Annotated in this window: 16 protein-coding genes; 4 read left to right on the top strand and 12 right to left on the bottom strand. The window is 75.8% G+C overall.

Annotated features, from left to right (window positions below):
- The first annotated feature begins 52 nt into the window (after window positions 1-52).
- Window positions 53-1,288 (top strand): glycosyltransferase family 4 protein, encoded by a 1,236-nt coding sequence (locus Ae717Ps2_RS20955; protein ID WP_075310606.1) that lies wholly within the window; start codon window positions 53-55, stop codon window positions 1,286-1,288.
- Window positions 1,289-1,301: 13 nt separating this feature from the next.
- On the opposite strand, the gene Ae717Ps2_RS20960 is transcribed toward Ae717Ps2_RS20955, so the two are convergent.
- Window positions 1,302-2,021 carry an acyltransferase gene (locus tag Ae717Ps2_RS20960; RefSeq protein WP_020624509.1) on the bottom strand — a complete coding sequence of 240 codons (720 nt, stop codon included), beginning with the start codon at window positions 2,019-2,021 and terminating at the stop codon, window positions 1,302-1,304.
- An 80-nt stretch (window positions 2,022-2,101) separates the two neighbouring features.
- Here Ae717Ps2_RS20960 and Ae717Ps2_RS20965 point away from each other — a divergent pair, with 80 nt between their 5' ends.
- Both Ae717Ps2_RS20965 and Ae717Ps2_RS20970 read left to right on the top strand, forming a co-directional pair.
- Window positions 2,102-2,305, top strand: a complete 204-nt coding sequence (locus Ae717Ps2_RS20965; protein ID WP_075310605.1) for a hypothetical protein — start codon at window positions 2,102-2,104, stop codon at window positions 2,303-2,305.
- A gap of 33 nt (window positions 2,306-2,338) precedes the next feature.
- Complete coding sequence (locus Ae717Ps2_RS20970; protein WP_075310603.1) at window positions 2,339-3,277, top strand: nucleoside hydrolase; 939 nt, start codon at window positions 2,339-2,341, stop codon at window positions 3,275-3,277.
- Window positions 3,278-3,314: 37 nt separating this feature from the next.
- Here Ae717Ps2_RS20970 and Ae717Ps2_RS20975 read toward each other — a convergent pair whose 3' ends face one another.
- The 9 genes from Ae717Ps2_RS20975 to Ae717Ps2_RS21015 form a co-directional block, all read right to left on the bottom strand.
- Window positions 3,315-4,796 (bottom strand): serine hydrolase, encoded by a 1,482-nt coding sequence (locus Ae717Ps2_RS20975; RefSeq protein ID WP_075333800.1) that lies wholly within the window; start codon window positions 4,794-4,796, stop codon window positions 3,315-3,317.
- An 11-nt stretch (window positions 4,797-4,807) separates the two neighbouring features.
- Window positions 4,808-5,308: a helix-turn-helix transcriptional regulator gene (locus Ae717Ps2_RS20980; RefSeq protein ID WP_020624505.1), complete on the bottom strand. Its 501-nt coding sequence runs from the start codon at window positions 5,306-5,308 to the stop codon at window positions 4,808-4,810.
- A 43-nt stretch (window positions 5,309-5,351) separates the two neighbouring features.
- Window positions 5,352-5,966, bottom strand: a complete 615-nt coding sequence (locus tag Ae717Ps2_RS20985; RefSeq protein WP_075333801.1) for a response regulator transcription factor — start codon at window positions 5,964-5,966, stop codon at window positions 5,352-5,354.
- A gap of 135 nt (window positions 5,967-6,101) precedes the next feature.
- Window positions 6,102-6,707 (bottom strand): DedA family protein, encoded by a 606-nt coding sequence (locus Ae717Ps2_RS20990; RefSeq protein ID WP_020624503.1) that lies wholly within the window; start codon window positions 6,705-6,707, stop codon window positions 6,102-6,104.
- Between the two features lie 137 nt (window positions 6,708-6,844).
- Window positions 6,845-7,498 (bottom strand): response regulator transcription factor, encoded by a 654-nt coding sequence (locus Ae717Ps2_RS20995; RefSeq protein ID WP_020624502.1) that lies wholly within the window; start codon window positions 7,496-7,498, stop codon window positions 6,845-6,847.
- The gene (gene macS, locus Ae717Ps2_RS21000; RefSeq protein WP_075310595.1) at window positions 7,495-8,670 is read right to left on the bottom strand and encodes a MacS family sensor histidine kinase; all 1,176 of its coding nucleotides are present in this window, start codon (window positions 8,668-8,670) and stop codon (window positions 7,495-7,497) included. The genes Ae717Ps2_RS20995 and macS overlap by 4 nt, the downstream gene beginning before the upstream one ends.
- Window positions 8,667-9,623, bottom strand: coding sequence for a class I SAM-dependent methyltransferase (locus Ae717Ps2_RS21005; RefSeq protein ID WP_020624500.1), 957 nt, complete (start codon window positions 9,621-9,623; stop codon window positions 8,667-8,669). The genes macS and Ae717Ps2_RS21005 overlap by 4 nt, the downstream gene beginning before the upstream one ends.
- A 79-nt stretch (window positions 9,624-9,702) precedes the next feature.
- Window positions 9,703-10,482, bottom strand: a complete 780-nt coding sequence (locus Ae717Ps2_RS21010; protein ID WP_020624499.1) for an enoyl-CoA hydratase/isomerase family protein — start codon at window positions 10,480-10,482, stop codon at window positions 9,703-9,705.
- Between the two features lie 10 nt (window positions 10,483-10,492).
- Window positions 10,493-13,210 (bottom strand): helix-turn-helix transcriptional regulator, encoded by a 2,718-nt coding sequence (locus tag Ae717Ps2_RS21015; RefSeq protein ID WP_075310591.1) that lies wholly within the window; start codon window positions 13,208-13,210, stop codon window positions 10,493-10,495.
- A 223-nt stretch (window positions 13,211-13,433) separates the two neighbouring features.
- Here Ae717Ps2_RS21015 and Ae717Ps2_RS21020 point away from each other — a divergent pair, with 223 nt between their 5' ends.
- Entirely contained in the window at window positions 13,434-16,094 is a 2,661-nt protein-coding gene (locus tag Ae717Ps2_RS21020) for an AAA family ATPase (protein WP_143510424.1), read from the top strand.
- Between the two features lie 28 nt (window positions 16,095-16,122).
- On the opposite strand, the gene Ae717Ps2_RS21025 is transcribed toward Ae717Ps2_RS21020, so the two are convergent.
- Entirely contained in the window at window positions 16,123-18,555 is a 2,433-nt protein-coding gene (locus Ae717Ps2_RS21025; RefSeq protein WP_075333803.1) for a right-handed parallel beta-helix repeat-containing protein, read from the bottom strand.
- Window positions 18,556-18,709: 154 nt separating this feature from the next.
- Window positions 18,710-19,318 carry a type VII secretion system-associated protein gene (locus Ae717Ps2_RS37410; RefSeq protein WP_158071527.1) on the bottom strand — a complete coding sequence of 203 codons (609 nt, stop codon included), beginning with the start codon at window positions 19,316-19,318 and terminating at the stop codon, window positions 18,710-18,712.
- Window positions 19,319-19,523 lie beyond the last annotated feature (205 nt).

The following is a 19,523-nucleotide window of genomic DNA, read 5'->3' on the forward strand; positions in this document are numbered from 1 at the left end:
TGGACGACGCCCCGGGGGTTACCACCGGTCCGGCGTTTGCCAGGATCGGGCGATGCGGGTGCTGATGGTCAGCTGGGAGTTCCCGCCGGTCGTCGTCGGCGGGCTGGGGCGGCACGTGCACGCGCTGTCCCGTGAGCTCGTCGCGGCCGGGCACGAGGTCGTCGTGCTGTCCCGGGCCCCCACCGGCACCGACGCCGAGACCCATCCGACCCGCGCCGAGACCGTCGACGGGGTCCGGGTACTGCGGGTGGCCGAGGACCCGCCGGAACTCGAGTTCGCCGACGACCTGGTCGCGTGGACGCTCGCGATGGGGCACGCGATGCTGCGCCACGCCCTGACAACGCTGCTGCCGGGCTGGCGGCCGGACGTCGTGCACGCCCACGACTGGCTCGTCGCGCATCCGTCGATCGCGCTCGCCGACGTCCTCGGCGTCCCACTGGTCGCGACCGTGCACGCCACCGAGGCTGGCCGGCACTCCGGCTGGCTGCCGGGCCCGCTGAACCGGCAGGTGCACTCCACCGAGTGGTGGCTCGCCCAGCGTGCGGACGAGGTCATCACCTGCTCCGCCGCGATGCGCACCGAGGTCTCGGCCCTGCACGACCTCGACCCGGCCGCCGTCCACGTGGTGCACAACGGCATCGACCCGCGTCGCTGGCGGTCCCGCGCCGCCGCGGCACCGGCTGGCGACGGGCCGCGGATCGTCTACGTCGGACGCCTGGAGTACGAGAAGGGCGTCCAGGACCTGATCGCGGCGCTGCCCAGGATCCGGCGGCGGCACCGCGGGACCCGGCTGCTCGTCGCGGGGACCGGGACCCAGCAGGACATGCTGGTCGAGCGCGCCGCGCAGCACCGGGTGACGCGCTCGGTGACCTTTCTCGGCCACCTGCCCGACGGCGAGCTGACCGCCCTGCTGCGCGGTGCGGACGCCGTCGTGCTGCCGAGCCGCTACGAGCCGTTCGGGATCGTGGCGCTGGAGGCCGCAGCGGTGGGCGCGACGCTCGTCGCCTCGACCGCGGGCGGGCTCGGCGAGCTGGTCCGCGACGGCGAGACCGGTCTCGGGTTCGCCCCCGGCGACGTCCCCGGGATCGCCGACGCCGTGGACCGCGCGCTCGCCGACCCGGCCGCGGCCCGCCGCCGGGCCCGCGCCGCCCGGGCCCGGCTGCGCACCGACTTCGCCTGGCCGGTGATCGCCGGGCACACCGCGCGCATCTACGCCGGTGCCACCGCGGCCGGGCCGAGGGAGCTCCCCCGCCCGAAGATCCCCACCGGGAACCTGTTCGACACCTGAGCCCGCGGGGTGCTCAGGCCCGGTCCAGCCGGGCCTGCAGGGCCCGATCGGCCTTGCGGGCCATGTCGGCGACGGCGGCACGCTCGGCGGCCGCGGCCTCGTAGTCGGCCCGCCGGTCCCGCACCACCCGCGCCGGGGTCCCGACGGCGATCGACTCCGCGGGGATGTCCCCCCGCGCGACCGCGTGCGCCCCGAGCACGCTCCCCGGGCCGATCCGGGTGCCGCGCAGCACCGAGGTCTTCACCCCGAGCCAGCAGCCCTCGCCGATCCGGACCGGCGACTTCACGATGCCCTGGTCCTTGATCGGGCGCCGGACGTCGTCGGTGCGGTGGTCGAAGTCGGTGACGTAGACCCAGTCGGCGACCAGCGTCGTCGCGCCGATCTCGACGTCGAGGTAGCAGTTGACGGTGTTGTCGCGGCCGAACACGACCTTGTCGCCGATCCGCATCGAGCCCTCGTGGCAGCGCAGGGCGGTGCCGTCGCCGATGTGCACCCACCGGCCGATCTCGAGCCGCCCGAACCCGGGGCGGGCCTCGATCGTGACGTCCTTGCCCAGGAACACCATGCCGCGCAGCACGACGTGCGGGTGCCGCAGCCGCAGCTTCGCCAGCCGCCAGTACCGCCGCAGGTACCAGGGGCCGTACGCGCGGTGGCGCAGGATCCAGCGCAGCGAGGTGAGGCTGAACAGCTTCGCCTGCTCCGGGTCGGCGTCGGGGATCGGCGGACGTCGCACCCGCCAGACACTAGGCGTGTGCACCCCTGCGGCGACGGGTACCTCCCGAGGACCGCGATCCCCACCCGAGAGGCCAGCCCGTGAGCGACCACCGCCAGCCCGACGACGGCACCGACGTCGGTACCGACGAACTGACCTCCGGAGGCGGCGGCACCTCCCGCGTCGACGCCGACAAGGCGGGCAACCCCCGACCCGCCGCGACGACCGACGACTCCGGGGCCACCGGAGCGGCCGCCCGCGAGGTCGACGCCGAGCACGAGGACGAGCCCACCCGGAGCGAGTGACCGCCCCGGCGGGCCGGTCGTAGGCTCGCCGGTGTGCCCCGTCCGTTGATCATCTCGACCGACCCCGGTGTCGACGACGCCGTCGCGCTCGTCCTCGCCCTGCGCAGTCCCGAGGTGGACGTCCGGGCCGTCGTCGCCACGTTCGGCAACGTCGGCCTGGACGCCACGCTGCCCAACGCGGGACGGCTGCTCGCCCTCGCCGGGCGGCCGGACGTCCCCCTGGGGGTCGGGGCCGCCCGCCCGCTGGTGCACCGGCGCGAACAGCGGGCCGGGCACGTGCACGGCTCCGACGGGCTCGGCGGGCGCGCCGCGGCGCTGCCGGAGCCGGTCGCGCCGGTGGCCGGATCCGGGGTCGCGTTGATGGCGCGGGTGCTCGAGGAGGCGACCGAGCCGGTCACGATCGCCTCGATCGGCCCGCTGACCGACACCGCGATCCTGCTGGCCGCCCGTCCCGACCTGGCGGGGCATATCGAGCGGGTCGTCGTCATGGGCGGGGCGATCGGCGGCGGGAACGTCACCGCCGCGGCCGAGTTCAACGTCCACGCCGACCCGGAGGCCGCGCACCGTGTCCTCGCCCAGGACCCCGGCGCGGGCTCCGCGCCGGTCGCGCTGGTGCCGCTGGAGACCACGCTGGGCTGTGCCGCGGGCCCGGAGTGGGTCGCCGCACTGGGCGACGCCGATCCGGTCGGCGCCGAGCTGGCCGCGATGATCGCCCCGTACATGCGGTTCTACCGGGGCCGCTACGGCCGCGACGCCGTCGCCCTGCACGACGCGACGGCACTGCTGGAGTGCGTCGCGCCCGGGTCGCTGACCCCGACGCCCACGGCGCTGACCGTGGAGACCGGCTTCGGGCCTGCCCGTGGGGCGACGGTGCCCGCCGAGCCGGGCACCCGGCCGGTGGACGTGCTGTCCGCGCCCGACGTGCCCGCCGTGCTCGACGCGGCACTGGCCCGGCTCACCGCGCGTCGGTAGCCGGCGCGGGCGCTGCTCCCGCGAGCCTCGCGGGGTCTCAGCCCGCCCACACCGCCACGGCGACCAGCGCCGCCGAGAGCCCGAGCCCCGCCCAGGCCGTGACGGCGCGCCCGGAAGGGCGCAGCGGCAGGTCGCGGCCCCGCAGCACGGCGAGGACCAGCGCGGCCGCGGCCGGGGCGAGCACGAGGCCCCACACCCAGCCCCCGACCGAGGCCCACGGACCCCGGTTCCACAGCAGCACCAGCCCGAACACCGCGGTCAGCAGGCCGTCGGCGATCGGCAGCAGGGCCCCCTCCCGCAACGCGCGGCGCAGCGCGAGCAGCGAGAACAGCGCCGCGGCCGCGACCGGCGCCCAGGCGAGGAGGCCCGCGCCGCCGTCGGACGGAGGTGTGCCGAACAGCAGGGTGCCGGCGACCGGTTCGACCCCGGCGGTGGTGTCGCCGAGCACGACCACGGCCCGGCCGCCGTCGCGGTCGAGGGCGACCATGCTGCTGAACCCGGCGGTGCCGCCGTTGTGCCAGACGTAGGGGTGCCGGGCGCCGTCGGCGCCGGTGGCCTCGCTGGTGACCCAGATCCAGCCGATCGACGTGCCGGGCCCGTCCTGCGCGGTCGGGGTCAGCGCGGCGGTCCCCGGTGCGACGCCGGTGAGCTGGGCCGCGGCCCAGCGTGCGAGGTCCTCGACGGTCGAGAAGGTGGAGCTCCCGGCGGGCAGGTAGCCCTCGCCGACCCAGCGCGGCGCGGGGCGCCCGTTGTCGCGGTGTCCGGGGACCGCGGTGTCCGGGACCTGCGCGTCGGTGGCGGCGAAGGTCGTCGTGGACATGCCGAGGGGGCCGGTGATCCGGTCGGCGACCAGCTGCGGGTAGCCGTCGGCGCCTGCGGCGCGGACGAGCGCCGTCCCCAGCAGCGCGACGCCGAAGTTGGAGTACGTGGGCGGCTGCTGCGGGTCCACCGCGGCGGCGCGGGCGTCGTCGAGGAGCTGCGCGGTGGTCGTGGACGAGTACGGGTTCAGGTTCACCGTCGTGGCCAGGGCCCCGGCGGCGGCGGTCGCGCCCAGCGGCGGCAGCCCGGAGCGGTGCTGGGCGAGCGAGGCGAGGGTGACCGCGCCCGCCGGGGTGCCCGCCAGCTCCGGCAGGGCCCGCTCCAGCGGGGCGTCGGGACGCACCTCGCCGCGGGTCACGGCGTCGGCGAACAACGCGGCGGTGAACGTCTTGGTGACCGAGCCGATCTCGAAGGGTGCCCCGGCGTCGGCGGGGCCGAGCCCGGCGGTGGTGACCGTGGTCGGCGTGACCTCGGCGACGGCGAGCGACCGGTAGCCGTCGTGTCCGCCCGCCGCGGCGCGGACCCGCTCGGCCAGGGCCGGGTCACCGGTGGTCTGCGGGCCGAGCCGCCGGTGCTCCGGGCCGGCGACGGCGCCGACGAGCACCGCCAGCACGGCGGCGACGGCGGCGACAGCGGACACGGCCCCGACGCGGTGCCCGGTCCCGGCGGTCGTCGAGGTGGAGGTGGTGGTGGCGGTCATCGCGGGTCCCCTCATCGGTGCGCGGCCAGGACTGTGACCAGCAGCGGGACGACACGGGCGGCGGGCACCTCGTAGTGGCCGCGGCGGGTCGAGGCCAGCCACCCGGCGGCGACGAGCTGGCGCAGGTGGTGGTGCAGCTGCCCGGTCGTGCCGACCGAGGGTTGCTCCAGCAGCTGCGCGGTGCCGTGCACCCCGCCCAGCACGTGCTGCAGGATCGCCAGCCGTGCGGGGTGGGCGAGCGCGTCGAGGGTGCCGGCGAGCTCGGACCAGTCGGCGTCGAGCAGCGCCTCGCCGGGGCGGGCGTACTGCCAGCGGACCTCACCGGTGCCGGGGACGGCGACGCTTCCCGCCATCAGGACCGCGCCGGGGCTGCGGGCCTCCAGCTCGGTCAGCGCCCAGAGGACGTCGTCCGCGGGCGCCGCGGGGGTGTCCCCGCCGGTCGGACGGAGTGCGTCCTGCAGGTCGGCGACGGCGCGTTCCACGGCACGCAGCCGGGCGTCGAGATCGGTCACACCACGAAAGTACGGAAATACGCAGAAACGTACAAGCGACGGTTCAGGCGAGCCCGTACTCGATGGCGTGCCGGACGAGCGCCGCGCGGCCGGGCACCTCGAACTTGCGCAGCAGCCGCTGCACGTGGTTCTCGACCGTGCGCGGGGACAGCACCAGCCGGGCCGCGATCTGCTTGGCGGTGAGCCCCTCGACCACCAGCCGCAGCACCTCGGACTCGCGCGGGCTGAGCTCCGGAACCGCGTGCGCGGGGGCCGCGACCGACTCCAGGACGACGTCGGCCAGCCCCGGGGAGAACGCGGGCCGCCCGGCAGCGGCCGCGGCGGCGACGGCGGCGAGCTCCCGGGGGTCCGCACTGGTCGCGACGCCGGTCGCGCCGGCCCGGACCGCGTCGAGGACCCGGGCGTGGTCGGCGACCGCACCGGCGACGGCGAGCACGGCGACGGCCGGGACGCGCGCGAGCACCGCGGAGATCACCGCGGGCGCCACGCCCTCCGGGCCGGTCAGGTCGACCAGGACCAGGCCGGGCCGGGCGCGGTCGACCGCGGCCGCGGCCCCCTCGGCGGGCGCGGGCGGCACGTGGGCCACGACCTCGACCCCCGGCGGCACGACCGGCCGCCCCACCGCCACCGCCGAGATCCGCTCGCCGTCCTCGTGCACGTCCTCAGCTCTCCCCGCCCCGTTCGTCCGGACGGCTCAGCTTGCCATGTGCCGCAGCGCAGGAGACCGTCCGAACGGCGCGGGACGCAGGTTCGACGCGAACGGGTCGGGCGCCCGTCGGACCGGCCGGACCGGTCAGACCGCGACGACGGGGCGGCGCAGCCGCAGCAGCGCCCTGGCCGCGGCGGCCACGGACGCGACGAGCGCCGCGAGGACGACCCCGGCGAGCACCGACATCAGCGGGTCGCCGTGCGTGATCGGTCCGACCAGGACACCGATGCCGGTCATCCAGGTGCTCCACACCAGCGCGCTGGCGACGGTCGCGGGCAGGAACGCGCGCAGCGGCAGCCGGACCCGGCCGGCCGCGGACACGCTCGCCAGCCGTCCGCCCGGCAGCAGCCGGGTCGCGACCAGCGCGGTGATCGGCCGTCGGTGCAGGTGGCGGCGGATCCAGGCACCGGTCCCGTCACCGCGACGGGTGGCCCGGACCACGGAGTGGGAGCTGCGTCCGGCGCCGTAGAGCAGCGCGTCGCCGAGCAGGGAGCCGACCACCGCGGCACCGAACAGGGCCACGATCCGCCACCGGTCGCCGTCCGCCAGTGCGGCGGCCGTGGCGCTGAAGAGCACCGGCTCGCTCGGGAGGAACGGGAACGGCCCGTCGCACATCACGGCGACGGCGAGCAGGGGCACCAGCCAGGGGCTCTGGAGCAGGTACCCGATCAGCGCGCTCGGGTCGGTCACAGGCGTCTCCGGGGGTCGCGCGTCGGGGGCTGCTCCGAGTCTGCCGGGTCCCGTGACCTGTTCGTGATGGGGGTGTCCCCCGTTACCGTTTGCCGCCGTTCACCGCGGGGAACCCACCGTGCCGCTCCCGGACGGGCTCAGTCGGCGAGTCCCTGTTCGATCGCGTAGCGGACGAGCTGGCTGCGGTTGTGCAGCTGCAGCTTGCGCAGGGTGTTCTGCACGTGGCTCTCGACGGTCCGGTGCGAGACGACGAGCTTCGCCGCGATCTGCTTGGCCGTCATGCCCTTCGCGACCAGGCGTAGCACCTCGGTCTCCCGCTCGGTGAGCGCCGGGACCGACGGCGCGCCGTCGGCGGGGCGCGGGGCGTCGGCGAGCCGCCGGTACTCCCCCAGCACCAGCCCGGCCAGCCCCGGGGTGAACACGGCGACGCCGTCGGCGGTGCGCCGGATCGCCTCCAGCAGTTCCTCGACCCCGGCCGACTTCACCAGGTAGCCGAGCGCACCGGCCTTGACCGCCTCCAGGACGTCGGCGTGCTCGCCCGACGCGGACAGCACCAGCACCCGGCTGTCCGGGCTCTGCTGTCCGATCGCGGCGATCGCGTCCACGCCGGAGGTCGCGCCCAGGTTGAGGTCCATGAGGATCACGTCAGGCCGCACGGCCGTCGCGATCCGGACCGCGGCGGGCGCGTCCGGGGCCGTCGCGACGACGTCGAGGCCGCGCTCGGCGAGGTCGCGGGCCACGCCCTCGCGCCAGATCGGGTGGTCGTCGACGACCATCACCCGGATGCTCATGTGTCCTCCCTGGGGACCCTGATGACCCATTCGGTTCCGATGTCCGGTCCGGTGTCCAGCGTCAGTGTCCCGCCGATGTCGCCGACGCGGCCACGGATCGAGCGGGACACCCCCATCCGGCCCTGCGCCTCGGCCTCGGCGAGGCGGCCCTCGGGGATGCCGGGGCCGTCGTCGCGGACGCTGACCTCGACCGCCCCGGGCAGCTCCTCGACCAGCACCCAGGCGCGCGCGTCCGGGCCCGCGTGCAGTGCCACGTTCGCGAGCGCGGCCCGCACCGCGCCCTCCACCTCGTCGACGACCGGCCCGCTCAGCTCGACCGGCCGTCCGGGGGCCGAGACGGTGACCCGGTCCGAGGCGAGGATCCGCAGCGCGGCGGCGAGGTCGCGGCGCCCGGACGCGTCGGTGGTCCCCGACCCGGACAGCAGCGCGCGCAGCGCGGTCTCCTGCTCCCCGGCGAGCACACCCAGCTCGGTCGCCCCGCCGCCCAGCTCCGCACCGCGGCGCTGGACGTGCGCCAGCACCTGCAGGACGCCGTCGTGCACGGCCCGGGTGAGCCGCTCGCGTTCGGCGGTCGCGGCCTGTTCGGCGACGAGGCGGCGCAGCCGGGCGGCGGTGCGCTCCAGCACGTGCGCGGCGAACCCGACGGTCAGCCCGGCCAGCAGGAGCAGCTGCATGTCGCCCAGCTCCAGCACCCCGAACCGCTGCTTGGACAGCACCAGCGCCACCGTGATCACGGCGGCGGCGAGCACGCCGCCGGTGATCCGGAACGCGACCGCGCAGGCCAGCACCGCGCCGGAGGTCCAGATCGACCCCATGCCGGGACCACCCTCGTCGAGGTGGGCGACGCGCACGACCAGTGGGGTCGTCGCCATGACCGCGACGCAGACACCGAGGTCGGCCAGGGCCAGCAGGCCGCGGCGGTCCGGGGCGCCGGGCAGCCCACCGAGGTAGCCCCACGACGTCACGGCCGTCCACGCCACCATCACGCCGAGCACGGCGACCGCGGCCAGCGGGCGCTCGTAGCCGGTGCGCAGGTGGTAGAGCGTCACGCCGACGACGGTCAGCAGGGTCAGCAGGCGGTAGGCGATGACGCCGCGCCAGAACGGCTCCAGCGGGTGCTCCACGTCGTCGAGTCTGACGGCGAGGGCGCCCCGGCGGGGCCGAACGCTCATCTCGGCTTCGTCCCGGTGATCAGCGCGTTGTAGAACCAGCTGCGCGGCACGACATGGGTGAGCAGGTGCTCGTCGAGCCAGGACAGCCGCTGCCAGCCGTGGTAGGCGAACATCGCCCAGTTCCACCCGAGTCGCCCGGGCGGGACGGCGGCCTCGAAGGTCCGCACCGGCCAGCCGAGCATGGCCGCGGCGAACTCCTCGGTGTGCGCGGCGACGCCCTCGGCACCGGCCCGGCGGGCGGTGGCCTCCAGCGCGGCCGGGTCGAAGGTGTGGATGTCGACCACGGACTCCAGCGCGGCGGCACGCGAGGACTCGTCGAGCTCGTGCTGCGGGCGGCGCCAGCCCCGCAGCGGGCCGAGCTTGGTCAGCGTGGTGGTGGCCTTCCAGGTCCACTGCCCGAGCGTGCGGGCGTAGGCGTCGCCGACGGTGGTCGGCTCGCCCGCGAACACGAACCGCCCGCCCGGCTCCAGCACCCGCAGGACCTCGCGGAACGCGGCCTCGACGTCGGGGATGTGGTGCAGCACCGCGTGCCCGACGACGAGGTCGAAGCTGTCGTCGGGGAAGGGGATGTGCTCGCCGTCGACGACGGCCCCCTCCACCTCCAGCCCGAGGTGCTCGGCGTTGCGGGTGGCGGCGGCGACCATGCCCGGCGAGAGGTCGGTGACGACGCCGCGGTCGGCGACGCCGGCCTGCATGAGGTTCAGCAGGAAGAACCCGGTGCCGCTGCCCAGCTCCAGGGCGCGCAGGTAGGGGCGGCCGTCCCACGGGGCCGCGGCGCGGAAGCGGCCGACGGCGTAGTCGATGCAGCGCTCGTCGTAGCTGATCGACCACTTCTCGTCGTAGGTGCCCGCCTCCCAGTCGTGGTAGAGCACGTTGGCGAGCTTCGGGTCGTGCCAGGCCGCCTCGACCTGCTCGGCGGTGGCGTGCGGGGTGGGCGCCGGGTCCGAACTCATGAGTAGGAGTTTTGCAGAACGGCGCCGCCGACCCGCTCCCCGCCCGGGCGCGTCGCGCGTCCGGGCGGGGCGGTGCGGCTCAGCGGCCGGTGAAGGTGGCCTTGCCGGGGCCGTTCTCGACGAAGCTGGCCATGCCGGCCTTCGCGTCGTCGGTGGCGAACACGCCCGCGAACAGCTCGGACTCGATGTCCAGGCCGGTGCGCAGGTCGGTGTCGAGGCCGTTGTCGATCGCCTTCTTCGCGGCGGCGTAGGCCAGGGCGGGGCCCGCGGTGAACTGCTGCGCCCACGCAACGGCGCGGGTGTAGACCTCGTCGGCGGGCACGACCTCGTCGACCAGGCCGATCGCCAGGGCCTCGTCGGCCTTGACCATGCGGCCGGTGTAGATCAGGTCCTTGGTGCGGGACGGGCCGATCAGCCGCGCGGCGCGCTGGGTGCCGCCGCCGCCGGGGAAGATGCCGAGCAGGATCTCCGGGAAGCCGAGCTTGACGTTGTCGCCCGCGATGCGGCGGTCCGCACCGAGCACGACCTCCAGGCCGCCGCCGAGGGCGTAGCCGGTCACCGCGGCGACCGTCGGCTTCGGGATGGTGGAGATCGCGCCCAGCCCGGCGGAGAGCTTGCGGGCCTGCGGGGCCATGTCCGAGTAGGACATCGACGCCATCTCCTTGACGTCCGCTCCCGCGGCGAAGGTCTTCTCCCCGCCGTGGACGACGACCGCACGCACGTCGGCGCGGGTGGCGGCTTCGTCGGCCACCTCCAGCAGCTCGCCCTGGATCTGGCGGTTCAGGGCGTTCATCGGCGGGCGGTCGATCCGGATCGTCCCGACGCCGGCGTCCACGGACAGGCTCACGAATTCGGTCACGCAGCGGACTCTAACGGGCCCCGACGCCGGGTTCCCACGGCTCGGGAGCCAGCCCGGTGAGCCGGCCCGCCAGGTGCGCGACGACCAGCTCGCGCCGGTTGCGGCAGCCGGTCTTGCCGAAGAGCCGGGTGAGGTGGTTCTCGACCGTCTTCTCGCTCATCGTGATCCTGGCCGCGATCTGCCGGTTCGAGCGGCCCTCGGTGATGAGCTCGACCAGCTGCATCTCCAGCTCGGACAGCCGCTGCTCGGTGAGCTCGGGGGTCCGCACGGCGATCCCGTACCGCGCCATCGCCCGCCGCACCGAGCGCCGGAGCCGGACCGCCTTCAGGTCGTCGGCGATGGCGAGCGCCTCGTGCAGCAGGGGCTCCGCCTCCTCGGCCCCGACGACGTCGGCGGCCTGCAGGCACGCCTGTGCCAGGTCCGGCAGGCTGCCCCGTTCACGCCACCACGCGACGCCCCGGCGGGCGGCGGCGGGGTCGTCGTGGAGCATCGCCCGGATCAGATCGCCGTACTCCGGGCCGACCGACTCGGGCTCCGCGGCGACCGCCTCCTCGACCGCCTCGCCGATCCGGCGCCGCCACCCGTCGTCGCCGCTGCTGCGGGCGAGCATCGCCAGCCAGTTCAGGACCTCACCGGCGTGCGGCCCCGGGGAGCCGCGCCGCAGCTCGCGGCAGTACACCGCCCAGGTCAGGGGCAGCGCCTCCAGCGGGTTCTCCCCGGTGTAGGCGAGCCGCGCCTGCGCCCACTCCCGCAACGCGGGCACGGCGGTGTCGGTGTCGGTGTCGTCGAGCTCGGGGATCATCTGCGCCCACGCCAGTGCACGCCGTTCCCGGCCCCGGTAGCGATGGACGGCCGCGGCGGCCAGCGCCGCCCACGGCCGGGAGACCAGGTCCGCGGACTCCTGGGTCTGCAGCAGCCGGGCCGCCGACAACGCCCGGTTCCAGCGCCCGTCCCCGTAGGCGATCATCATGCGCTCGAACGCCGCGAACGGGCCCTCGGCCGGCGGCCGGTAGCCGGGTCCCTGCAGCCACCGGAGCAGCGGCACCAGCCGCCGCCGGGAGTACGCGTGCCGGACGTCCGCGGGCACCCGCAGCGAGTCCGCGGACAGGTCCCGCAGCGTCGACACCGGCCCGCCGGGCGCGAGCGGCGCGAAGCCCCGCACCAGCTCACCGATCGAGAGGTGGTCACCGCGCCACCAGCGCTCGCACAGCTCCAGCGGGCAGTAGGGGTCCCCGATCCCGGCCAGGGCCGAGCGGACCGGCGTGCTCACCCGGCGGCCGAGCTGCAGGGCGGCGAGCGCGGCGGCCGCGGTCAGCTCGGTGCGGGAGCCCGTCGTCCGGTACCCACCCTCGTCGACGGCGTCGGCGACGAAGTCGGCCAGCTCGTCGAAGCGGCCCGCGGCCCGGGTCGTGCGGATCAGCTCGGTCTGCACACGACGCCGGCCGTGTCCGGGCCCGGCGTGCCGCCACGCGGACCGGAGACGGGTGATCGCGCGGTCCGGGTCGCTGTCGGCGACGCGGACGGCCTCGTCGTGCAACACGACCGTCAGCCGCTGCTGGGCGGGCCACGCCGTTCCGGCCGCGGCGACGTGGTCGGCGAGTGCGGACAGGTCGTCGCGGCCGCTGAGCTCGACCGTGGACTGCAGCCGGCGGCCGATCCGCACGTGCAGGTCGCGCAGCGCGTCCTCCCCCAGCCCGGCCCGCACCGTGGTCCCCAGCGCCCGGCACAGCGGTGTCAGGCGCCCCCGGAAGTCGCACTCGAGCGCGGACTCCGCGGCGAGGGCGTCGACGACGGCGCCACAGCCCACCGCGGTCCGCCCGGTCGCCCCGGCGACGGCGTCGAGGTCGGCGATCCGGAGCCCGGTGGGGCCCGCCGCGAGGGCGACGAGCTCCTCCGCGACACGACCTGCGGTGCGCACCGCCTCCACCAGGAAGTGCCCGGTCGGGAGCCCGATCGGCGCGCGGTCGTCGCGGAGGCAGAGGTTGCGGTCCACGCGCACGACACGGTCGTCCGCACGCAACGCGGCCAGGGTGGAGATCAGGGTTCCCGGGCACCCGAACAACAGCCCGAGCGCGCCCCGCAGGGCGTCGACGAGTCCCGGGTCGACCGGGCCGCCCGCCGCCCGCCGCAGGATCTCCACCGATGCCTCGTCCGGCAGCATCGGGAGGTCGATGATCTCGTCGGCGACGTCACCGACCTCGGCGACCTGCTCGGTCGGGAGCTGTGCCGTCCGCGTCGCGGCGAGCACGCGGTGCCCGGCGCGTCGGGCCTCCGCGAGCACGAACAGCGGAGCCTCGACGTGGTCGGCGTCGTCGACGGCGACGGTGACCGGGCCCCGGGCGCCGACCGCGGCGAGGAGGCGACCGGTCTCCGCGCGCAGCCGGGAGCGCCCGGCGATCGACTCGTAGGTCTCGGCGGTGGCCAGGTGGCGCACCGACCGCATCGCCCCGGGCAGTTCGAGCCCGGGGTCGAGCTGCTCGAAGGATCGACGGACCGCGGCCAGCAGCGGGCGGACCCCGAACCGGTCCCAGTCCGCGTGGTCCTGGACCGCGTCCACGAACAGGACGGTGGAACCCGACTCGCGCAGCTCGTCACCGATCCGGGTGAGCAGTGCGGTCCGTCCGCTGGAGGTGGGGCCACGGAGGACCGTCAACGACGCCCCTGGAGTGCCGCGCAGAGCGTCCAGCACCTCGTCCCGACCACAGAGCTCGATCCGTTCCCTGCCCACGTCTCCGTCCCTGTCGTGCGGCCCTGTCATGCGGCCCCGCAAGCTGCGACGATCATGACATGTAGCGCGGAACGGTACGATCGACCGACGAGGCACGATCCGCACCGCCGCGACCGGCCCCCGGGAAGACCGGGCACCGGCCCGATGTCCGCTCGTCGTCCGCGGTGCGAGGACTCCCCCGTCCTGTCACGCCGTCGTCGACGACCGCCCTGTGGAGGCACCCTTGCCCGTCCCGGACCTTCCGGACGACGGAACCCGCCCGGCCCTCGTGCACGGACCGCCGGGTATCGGGCGCACCGCCCTGCTCGACCGGCTGGGCGCCGGGATCGGGGACCGCGGCGGCGAGGTCCTGCGCCTGCGCTACACCCCCGACGGTCCGGTGATCGACGGGAGCACGGCCGTCCTCGACCGGGTCCCGCCGACGCTGCTGCACCCGGTCGACGGCGCCCGGCACTCCCCCGCCCTCGCCGCCCGGGTGGCGGCACCGATCGCGATGGTGCTCGACCGGCACCGGCTGACCCTGCTCGTCGACGACCTGCATCGCAGCGATCCCGACTCGGTCGCGGTGCTCGCCGCGCTGGTGCCGTCCCTGGCCGAGGCCGGAGTCCGGGCGGTGTTCACCGTCCAGACCCCGGTCCCGGGGTTCCTGCGTCCCTTCGTCCCGGTGGTCCGTGCGCTGCGTCGCGACGGCGTCCTCGACTCGCACCGGCTGCGGCCGCTCGACCGTGCGCAGATCGCGCGCCTGCTGGCCGAGCAGCTGCGCAGCCGTCCGGCACCCGAGCTGGTCGACCTCGTGCTCGCGCGGACGCGGGGGGTGCCGGAGGCGGTGCTGGACCTGTTGGGAAGCCTCTCGGCGGGAGGCCGGGTGGTGATCTCCGACCGGCACGCCTACCTCGGTCCGGGGCAGGGGCCGACCCCCCGTCCGGACGGGCCGCTGCTGCGCCCGGTGCGTCGCCTGGGACCCGCCATGTGGCCGGTCGCGACCGCCGTCGCCCTGCTCGCGCCGCTCGGGCCCGCACTGCCCCGGCTGCTCGCCGCGAGCCTCGACATCGGCGTCGAGCAGGCCCACGACCACCTCGGCGAGCTCGTCGACGCCGGAGTGCTGCACCGTGGCGGGGCGGACGGCGGCTGGCGCTTCCCGGTCCCGCAGGTGGCGGTCGAGCTCGCCGCCTGTCTGGGCCCCTACGAGCGGCGCTGGGTGGCCGTCACCGCCGTCGTCGCGGTGTGGACGGGCGCCGCCCGCGCCGAGGACCCCGACTACCTCACCGACCGGATCGCCGAGGCGGGCGCGCTGCTGGACACCGGCCGGGCCCGGACCGAGCTGGTCCAGCGGGCCACGATCCGTGCCGCCGACGACCCGGGCCGGACGAAGGCCTGGTGGCTGGCCGCCGCGGAACTGTCCTCCGACCGCGCCGACGAGGCGATGGCCCGCTGGATGTACGCCACCAGCTGCTACCGCACCGGTGACTACGCCACCGCCGTCACGACCATCGAGTCCGTCCTGGATGACCTCGGCGACGTCCTGCCCGAGGAGTGGGTGATCGACGCCGGTGCGACGCTGCTCGGCTCGATGCGCAGCCTCGGCGACATCGAGGGGCTCCGCGCCGTCGCCCACGGCCGCCGCGAACTCCCCGGTGACGTGGCCGCCCGGTCCTCGTGGCGGGCGCTGGCCCTGTTCATGCTCGGCCGGTGGCGGGACGCCCTGGAGCTGCTCGACGAGACACGGTGGGCGTGGCGCGGTCCGGGGGCGAACTCCTACCTCGGGGACACGATCTCGATGATGGCCGAGCTGGGTGCGGGACGTCCGGCGACGTTCGAGACGCTGCTCGCCGACCGCGAACTGTGGCCGAAGGACAACTCCGCCCGTCGGCAACTGGCCTTCGTCCAGGGGCTGGTCACACTCCTGCTCCAGCTCAGCGAGGTCGACCGGGCCCGCCGACTGATGGCGAGCGAGGGGCTGACCCCGGAGATGCTGAGCCTGTCCGACCGGGCCTCGCTGGCGTTCCTGGAGGGCCGGACCACCGAGGCGAAGGACCTGGCCCGCCGCTACCGCGTCGGTGGGCTCGTCGTGGGGCACGACGCGGGCCTGGAGCTGACCCAGCAGCACCACGCCTTCCTGCTGCTGGCCCGGGGCGACATCACCCGGGCCCGGGAGTTCCTGGACGAGGCGATCGCGGCGAAGTCGTCGCTGCGACATCTGCTCGCCGCCCCCCGTGCCCTCGCCGACGTCGCCGTCGGGGACCTCGACGAGGCGATGGACCGGCTGCAGAGCTCGGTCGCCGACGCGGAGGAGCGCGGTGTCCTCATCGGGACCGAGGCGACCCACCTCCAGGTGGCGCGCATCGCCATGGCTCGCGGCGACGCCGACGGCGCACGGCGCGTGGGCGGGGCGCTGGAACGTCTGCACGGGATGCTGGGAACCTCGCGGACGGAGCTGTACCTGCTGCTCGTGCGCTCTTTCGTCGACCGCGACGGGGCGACCGTCGAGAGCTGTCTGCGGCTCGCCCGGGAGCGCGGGATCCCCCTCGAACTGGCGACGGTCATCGGCATGCTGGGCGAGCTCGATCTCGTGGGGCCCGACGACCTGTGGGAGTGCTACGACCTCTTCGGGGAGCTCGGCGCGCTGCTGTGCCGCAGCTGGGTCCGCGGCCTGATGACCCGCGCCGGCGTGACCGTGCCGGGCCGGGCCTCGGTCGTGGCGGAGAACGAGCGGCTGCTGGGCCTGCTGGTGGGGCAGGGCTTCGGCAACCGGACGATCGCCACGATCCTCCAGGTCAGCGAGAAGAGTGTGGAGGGCAGGCTGGGCCGGATGTTCGCGCGCACCGGCTACCGGTCGCGCACCGAGCTCATGACGGCGATGCAGGACCCGGGGTTCTCCGGCTGACCGGTCGAGCCCCGGACCTGCGACGGCCTCAGACGGCGAGTTCGAGGTCATCCACGGTCAGCAGTGTCAGGTCGGCGGGATCCACGGCGCCGCCGGAGCTCAGCCGGGACGCCTGCCGGTCGGCCATCCGCTCGAACACCCGACGGGCGGTGCGCCCGTTGCCGAACGTGCCGTCCTTCGGAATCCGTTCGAAGTAGGCGAGCAGGGCCTGCTCGGCCTCCGGGGCGAGGCGGTAGTCGTGGCGCTCGCACTGGCTGCGCACGATCGTGACCAGCTCGGGGGCGTCGTAGTTGGCGAACTCGATGGTCCGGCTGAAGCGGGACTCCATGCCCGGGTTGGCCTCCAGGAACTGCTGCATCTCCTTCGAGTAGCCGGCGGCGATGACGACGACGTCGTCGCGGTGGTCCTCCATCAGCTTGACCAGGGTGTCGATCGCCTCGCGCCCGAAGTCGGGGCCGGTGCCGCCTCGTCCGCTGGACAGCGTGTAGGCCTCGTCGATGAACAGGACACCGCCCAGCGCGCTGGTGAACGCCTCGGTGGTCTTGATCGCGGTGCCGCCGATGATCTGGGCGACCAGGTCCGCGCGCGCCACCTCGACCAGGTGCCCGGACCGCAGCACCCCGAGGCGGGCGAGGATCTCGCCGTAGAGCCGGGCGACGGTCGTCTTGCCGGTGCCGGGCGCGCCGGCGAACACCAGGTGGCGGGCCATCGGCGGGGCGGACAGCCCGGCGTCGACGCGGCGCTTGGCCATCTTGTTGAGGTTCACCAGCGAGGTGACGTCGGCCTTCACCCCCTCCAGACCGACGAGCGCGTGCAGGGCGTCGAGCGGGTCGTTGGTCGGCCGCCGGGCCGATGTCGCGCCCGGTGCGGGTGCGGCGACCTCCGTGGGGCCGCCGTCGGCCACCGCGGCCTGGCCACCGGACCGGGGCCCCGGCGCGTCCGGGATCCCGTTGGCGAGGCTGGCCAGCCGTTCGACGGTCAGCGACGCCGCGGGGGCCGTGACCCGCAGCCCGGCACCGGCGTTGCCCTGTGCGGTGCAGCCGGTCAGCCGGACCGGTTCGGCCGTGGCGACGACGATCCCGTCCGCTCCCCCGTCGACGGCCCCGCAGCCCTCGAGGGTGCCGCCGGAGCCCGTGCCCAGGCGGAACCCGGCGCCCGGCGCCCCGACGACACGGCAGTGCTGCAGGGTCAGGTCGGCGCCGGTGCCGGCGGTGACGCCGTCGCCGCCGACCGCGGACAGGTCGCCGTCGGCCAGCGACAACGCCGCACCGCCGACGGCCACACCGGACCCGGTGGCGCCGCGCAGGCGCAGCCCGTCGATCTGCGGGCGGGCCCCGTCGGTGACCCGCACCCCGTCGGCGCCCGCGCGTTCGATCTCCACGTTCTCCAGGCGGCCGCGGGCACCACCGGAGACGACCAGGGCACAGGTCCCGGCGTCCAGGACGCGCAGCCGGCGCAGGAACGGGTCGGCGCCGTCGTCGACGACGACACCGGCGCCGGTGTCGCCACTGGTCTCGACGGCGTCGAGCTCGGGGGTGCTGCGCCCGGTCACCCGCAGCCCGTCGCCCTCGGTGGACCCGACGGTGCATCCGGTGGCGGTGCCCGAGGCCCGGCCGGTCCACAGCAGCCCGGCCCCGGTGGCGGCGCGCACGGTCAGCGCGCGCAGCTGCGGGCGGCAGGCCTGGTCGACGTGCACGCCGACGGCGCCGCACGGCCCGATCTCGGCGCCGTCGACCTGCACCGCGGCACTGCTCGCGAAGTACAGCCCGGCCCCGGCGGTGTCGGTGACCCGCAGGTCGGAAGCGGTGAGCGCACCCTCCTGCTCGACGGCGACGGCCGGCTTGCCCGCCGCGGACACCGACGTCCCCGAGAGCGTGAGCCGGCCCCGCTCGTGGACGAACACGCCGTTGCCGGCGGGGTTCTCGATCCGGGTCGCGGCGAGGTCCAGCACGCCGTCGCCGGCCACCACGACCGCGGTGGTGCCGACGTCGGTGATGCGGCACAGCGACACGGTGCTGCCCACCGGGGAGCTGACGACGACCCCCGCGCCCGTCGGGGCGGTCAGCGTGCAGTCGCGGGCGTGCACCGCGCCGTCGTCGCGGGCGAGCACCGCCGACCAGCCCGCGCCGGTGACCGCGCACTCGCTCAGCTGCAGCGCCCCGCTGGTCACCAGCACCGCCGCGACCACCCCCTCGGCGCCCGCCACGGTGATGCCGGACAGCTGCGCGGTCGCCGACGGCGGCCCGGCCAGCACCACCGCGACCCCCTCGCGAGGGGCGATCCGGACGGTGCCCGGGCCCTCCTCGGCGAGGATCGTCACGGCCTGCCGCAGGACGAGGGGCTCGGTGTAGGTTCCCGGCGCCACGCTGATGACGGCACCCTCGGGTGCCGCGGCCACGGCGTCGGCGAGGCTGCGGTGCCCGGTACCGCCCATCGGCGAGACGGCCAGTGCCGCGCTCATCGCGGCACCGGTCCCGTACGGCGTCGCGGCTCCATCGCGCCCCTTCGGCAGAGTCGGTTCCGGCGGTCCTCCCCTGTCTAGTGCGGGCCCCGGCACCGCGGAGCGACGACGGGACCCCACGCGCGCGCCACGGGGGAGATCCCCCGCGAACCGGTCACCCGGTGGGGGCCCCGCCCACGAGCGAGCGCAGCCTCGCGGCCGGGATCAGCGCAGGGGCGGGCGAGTCGGGGTTGACCACGATGTCGACGCCCTCGGTGGGGAGGGCGGCGGCCAGCTCCGCGGCGGTGGTCTCGCGCCAGGACGCGACGCCGGTGACCCGGTCGCGGTGCGCGGCGGCGGTGACGACGGGGACGACTCCCCCGCCGGGTGCCGCCCGGACGACCGCGACGCCGTTCTCGTCGAGAGCGACGCCGAGCCGGGCCTCGACCAGCACCGTGTCGAGCAGCTCCATGGTCTCGTCCTCGGGGCGCAGGCCGTCCTCCCGGTCGAGGGCCAGGATCTGCAGGACGGCGTCGACGGGGTCGGTCGGTGACCCGGGGTCCGACGGGACGTAGTCGGGGTTGCTCTGGAACCCCTCGATCCCGCCGTCGGCGCGCAGGATCCAGGCCCCCACCACCTGGGCCGGCCCGGGATCGGGCTGCCCGGGGGTCGGCCGCCAGCCCGGGTCGATGAGGTAGGCGATCTGGTCCTCGGCCGTGTCGGGGACCTCGGGCTCGGCGGGCCCGCCATCCGGGGTGGGCGTGTGGCCGGGGGAGGTGCTCATGGACAGCGCTCCGTTCGGGGGGCGGTTCGTGGTGTCAGCGGGCGGGCGGCCGGGGCGCTGCCACGCGTGGGTCGGGACGCCCCAGGTCCCGGATCGCGTCCACGTGCCGCGCACCGGGTGCCGTCCTTGCCGTGGGCCACACGCCCGGCCGTCGCGGGGCCGACCGGATCTCCGGCAGGTCCCACATCGACAGCACGGCGGGAGC

This window comes from Pseudonocardia sp. Ae717_Ps2, assembly GCF_001932475.1.
In the GTDB taxonomy this organism is placed as follows: Bacteria; Actinomycetota; Actinomycetes; order Mycobacteriales; family Pseudonocardiaceae; genus Pseudonocardia.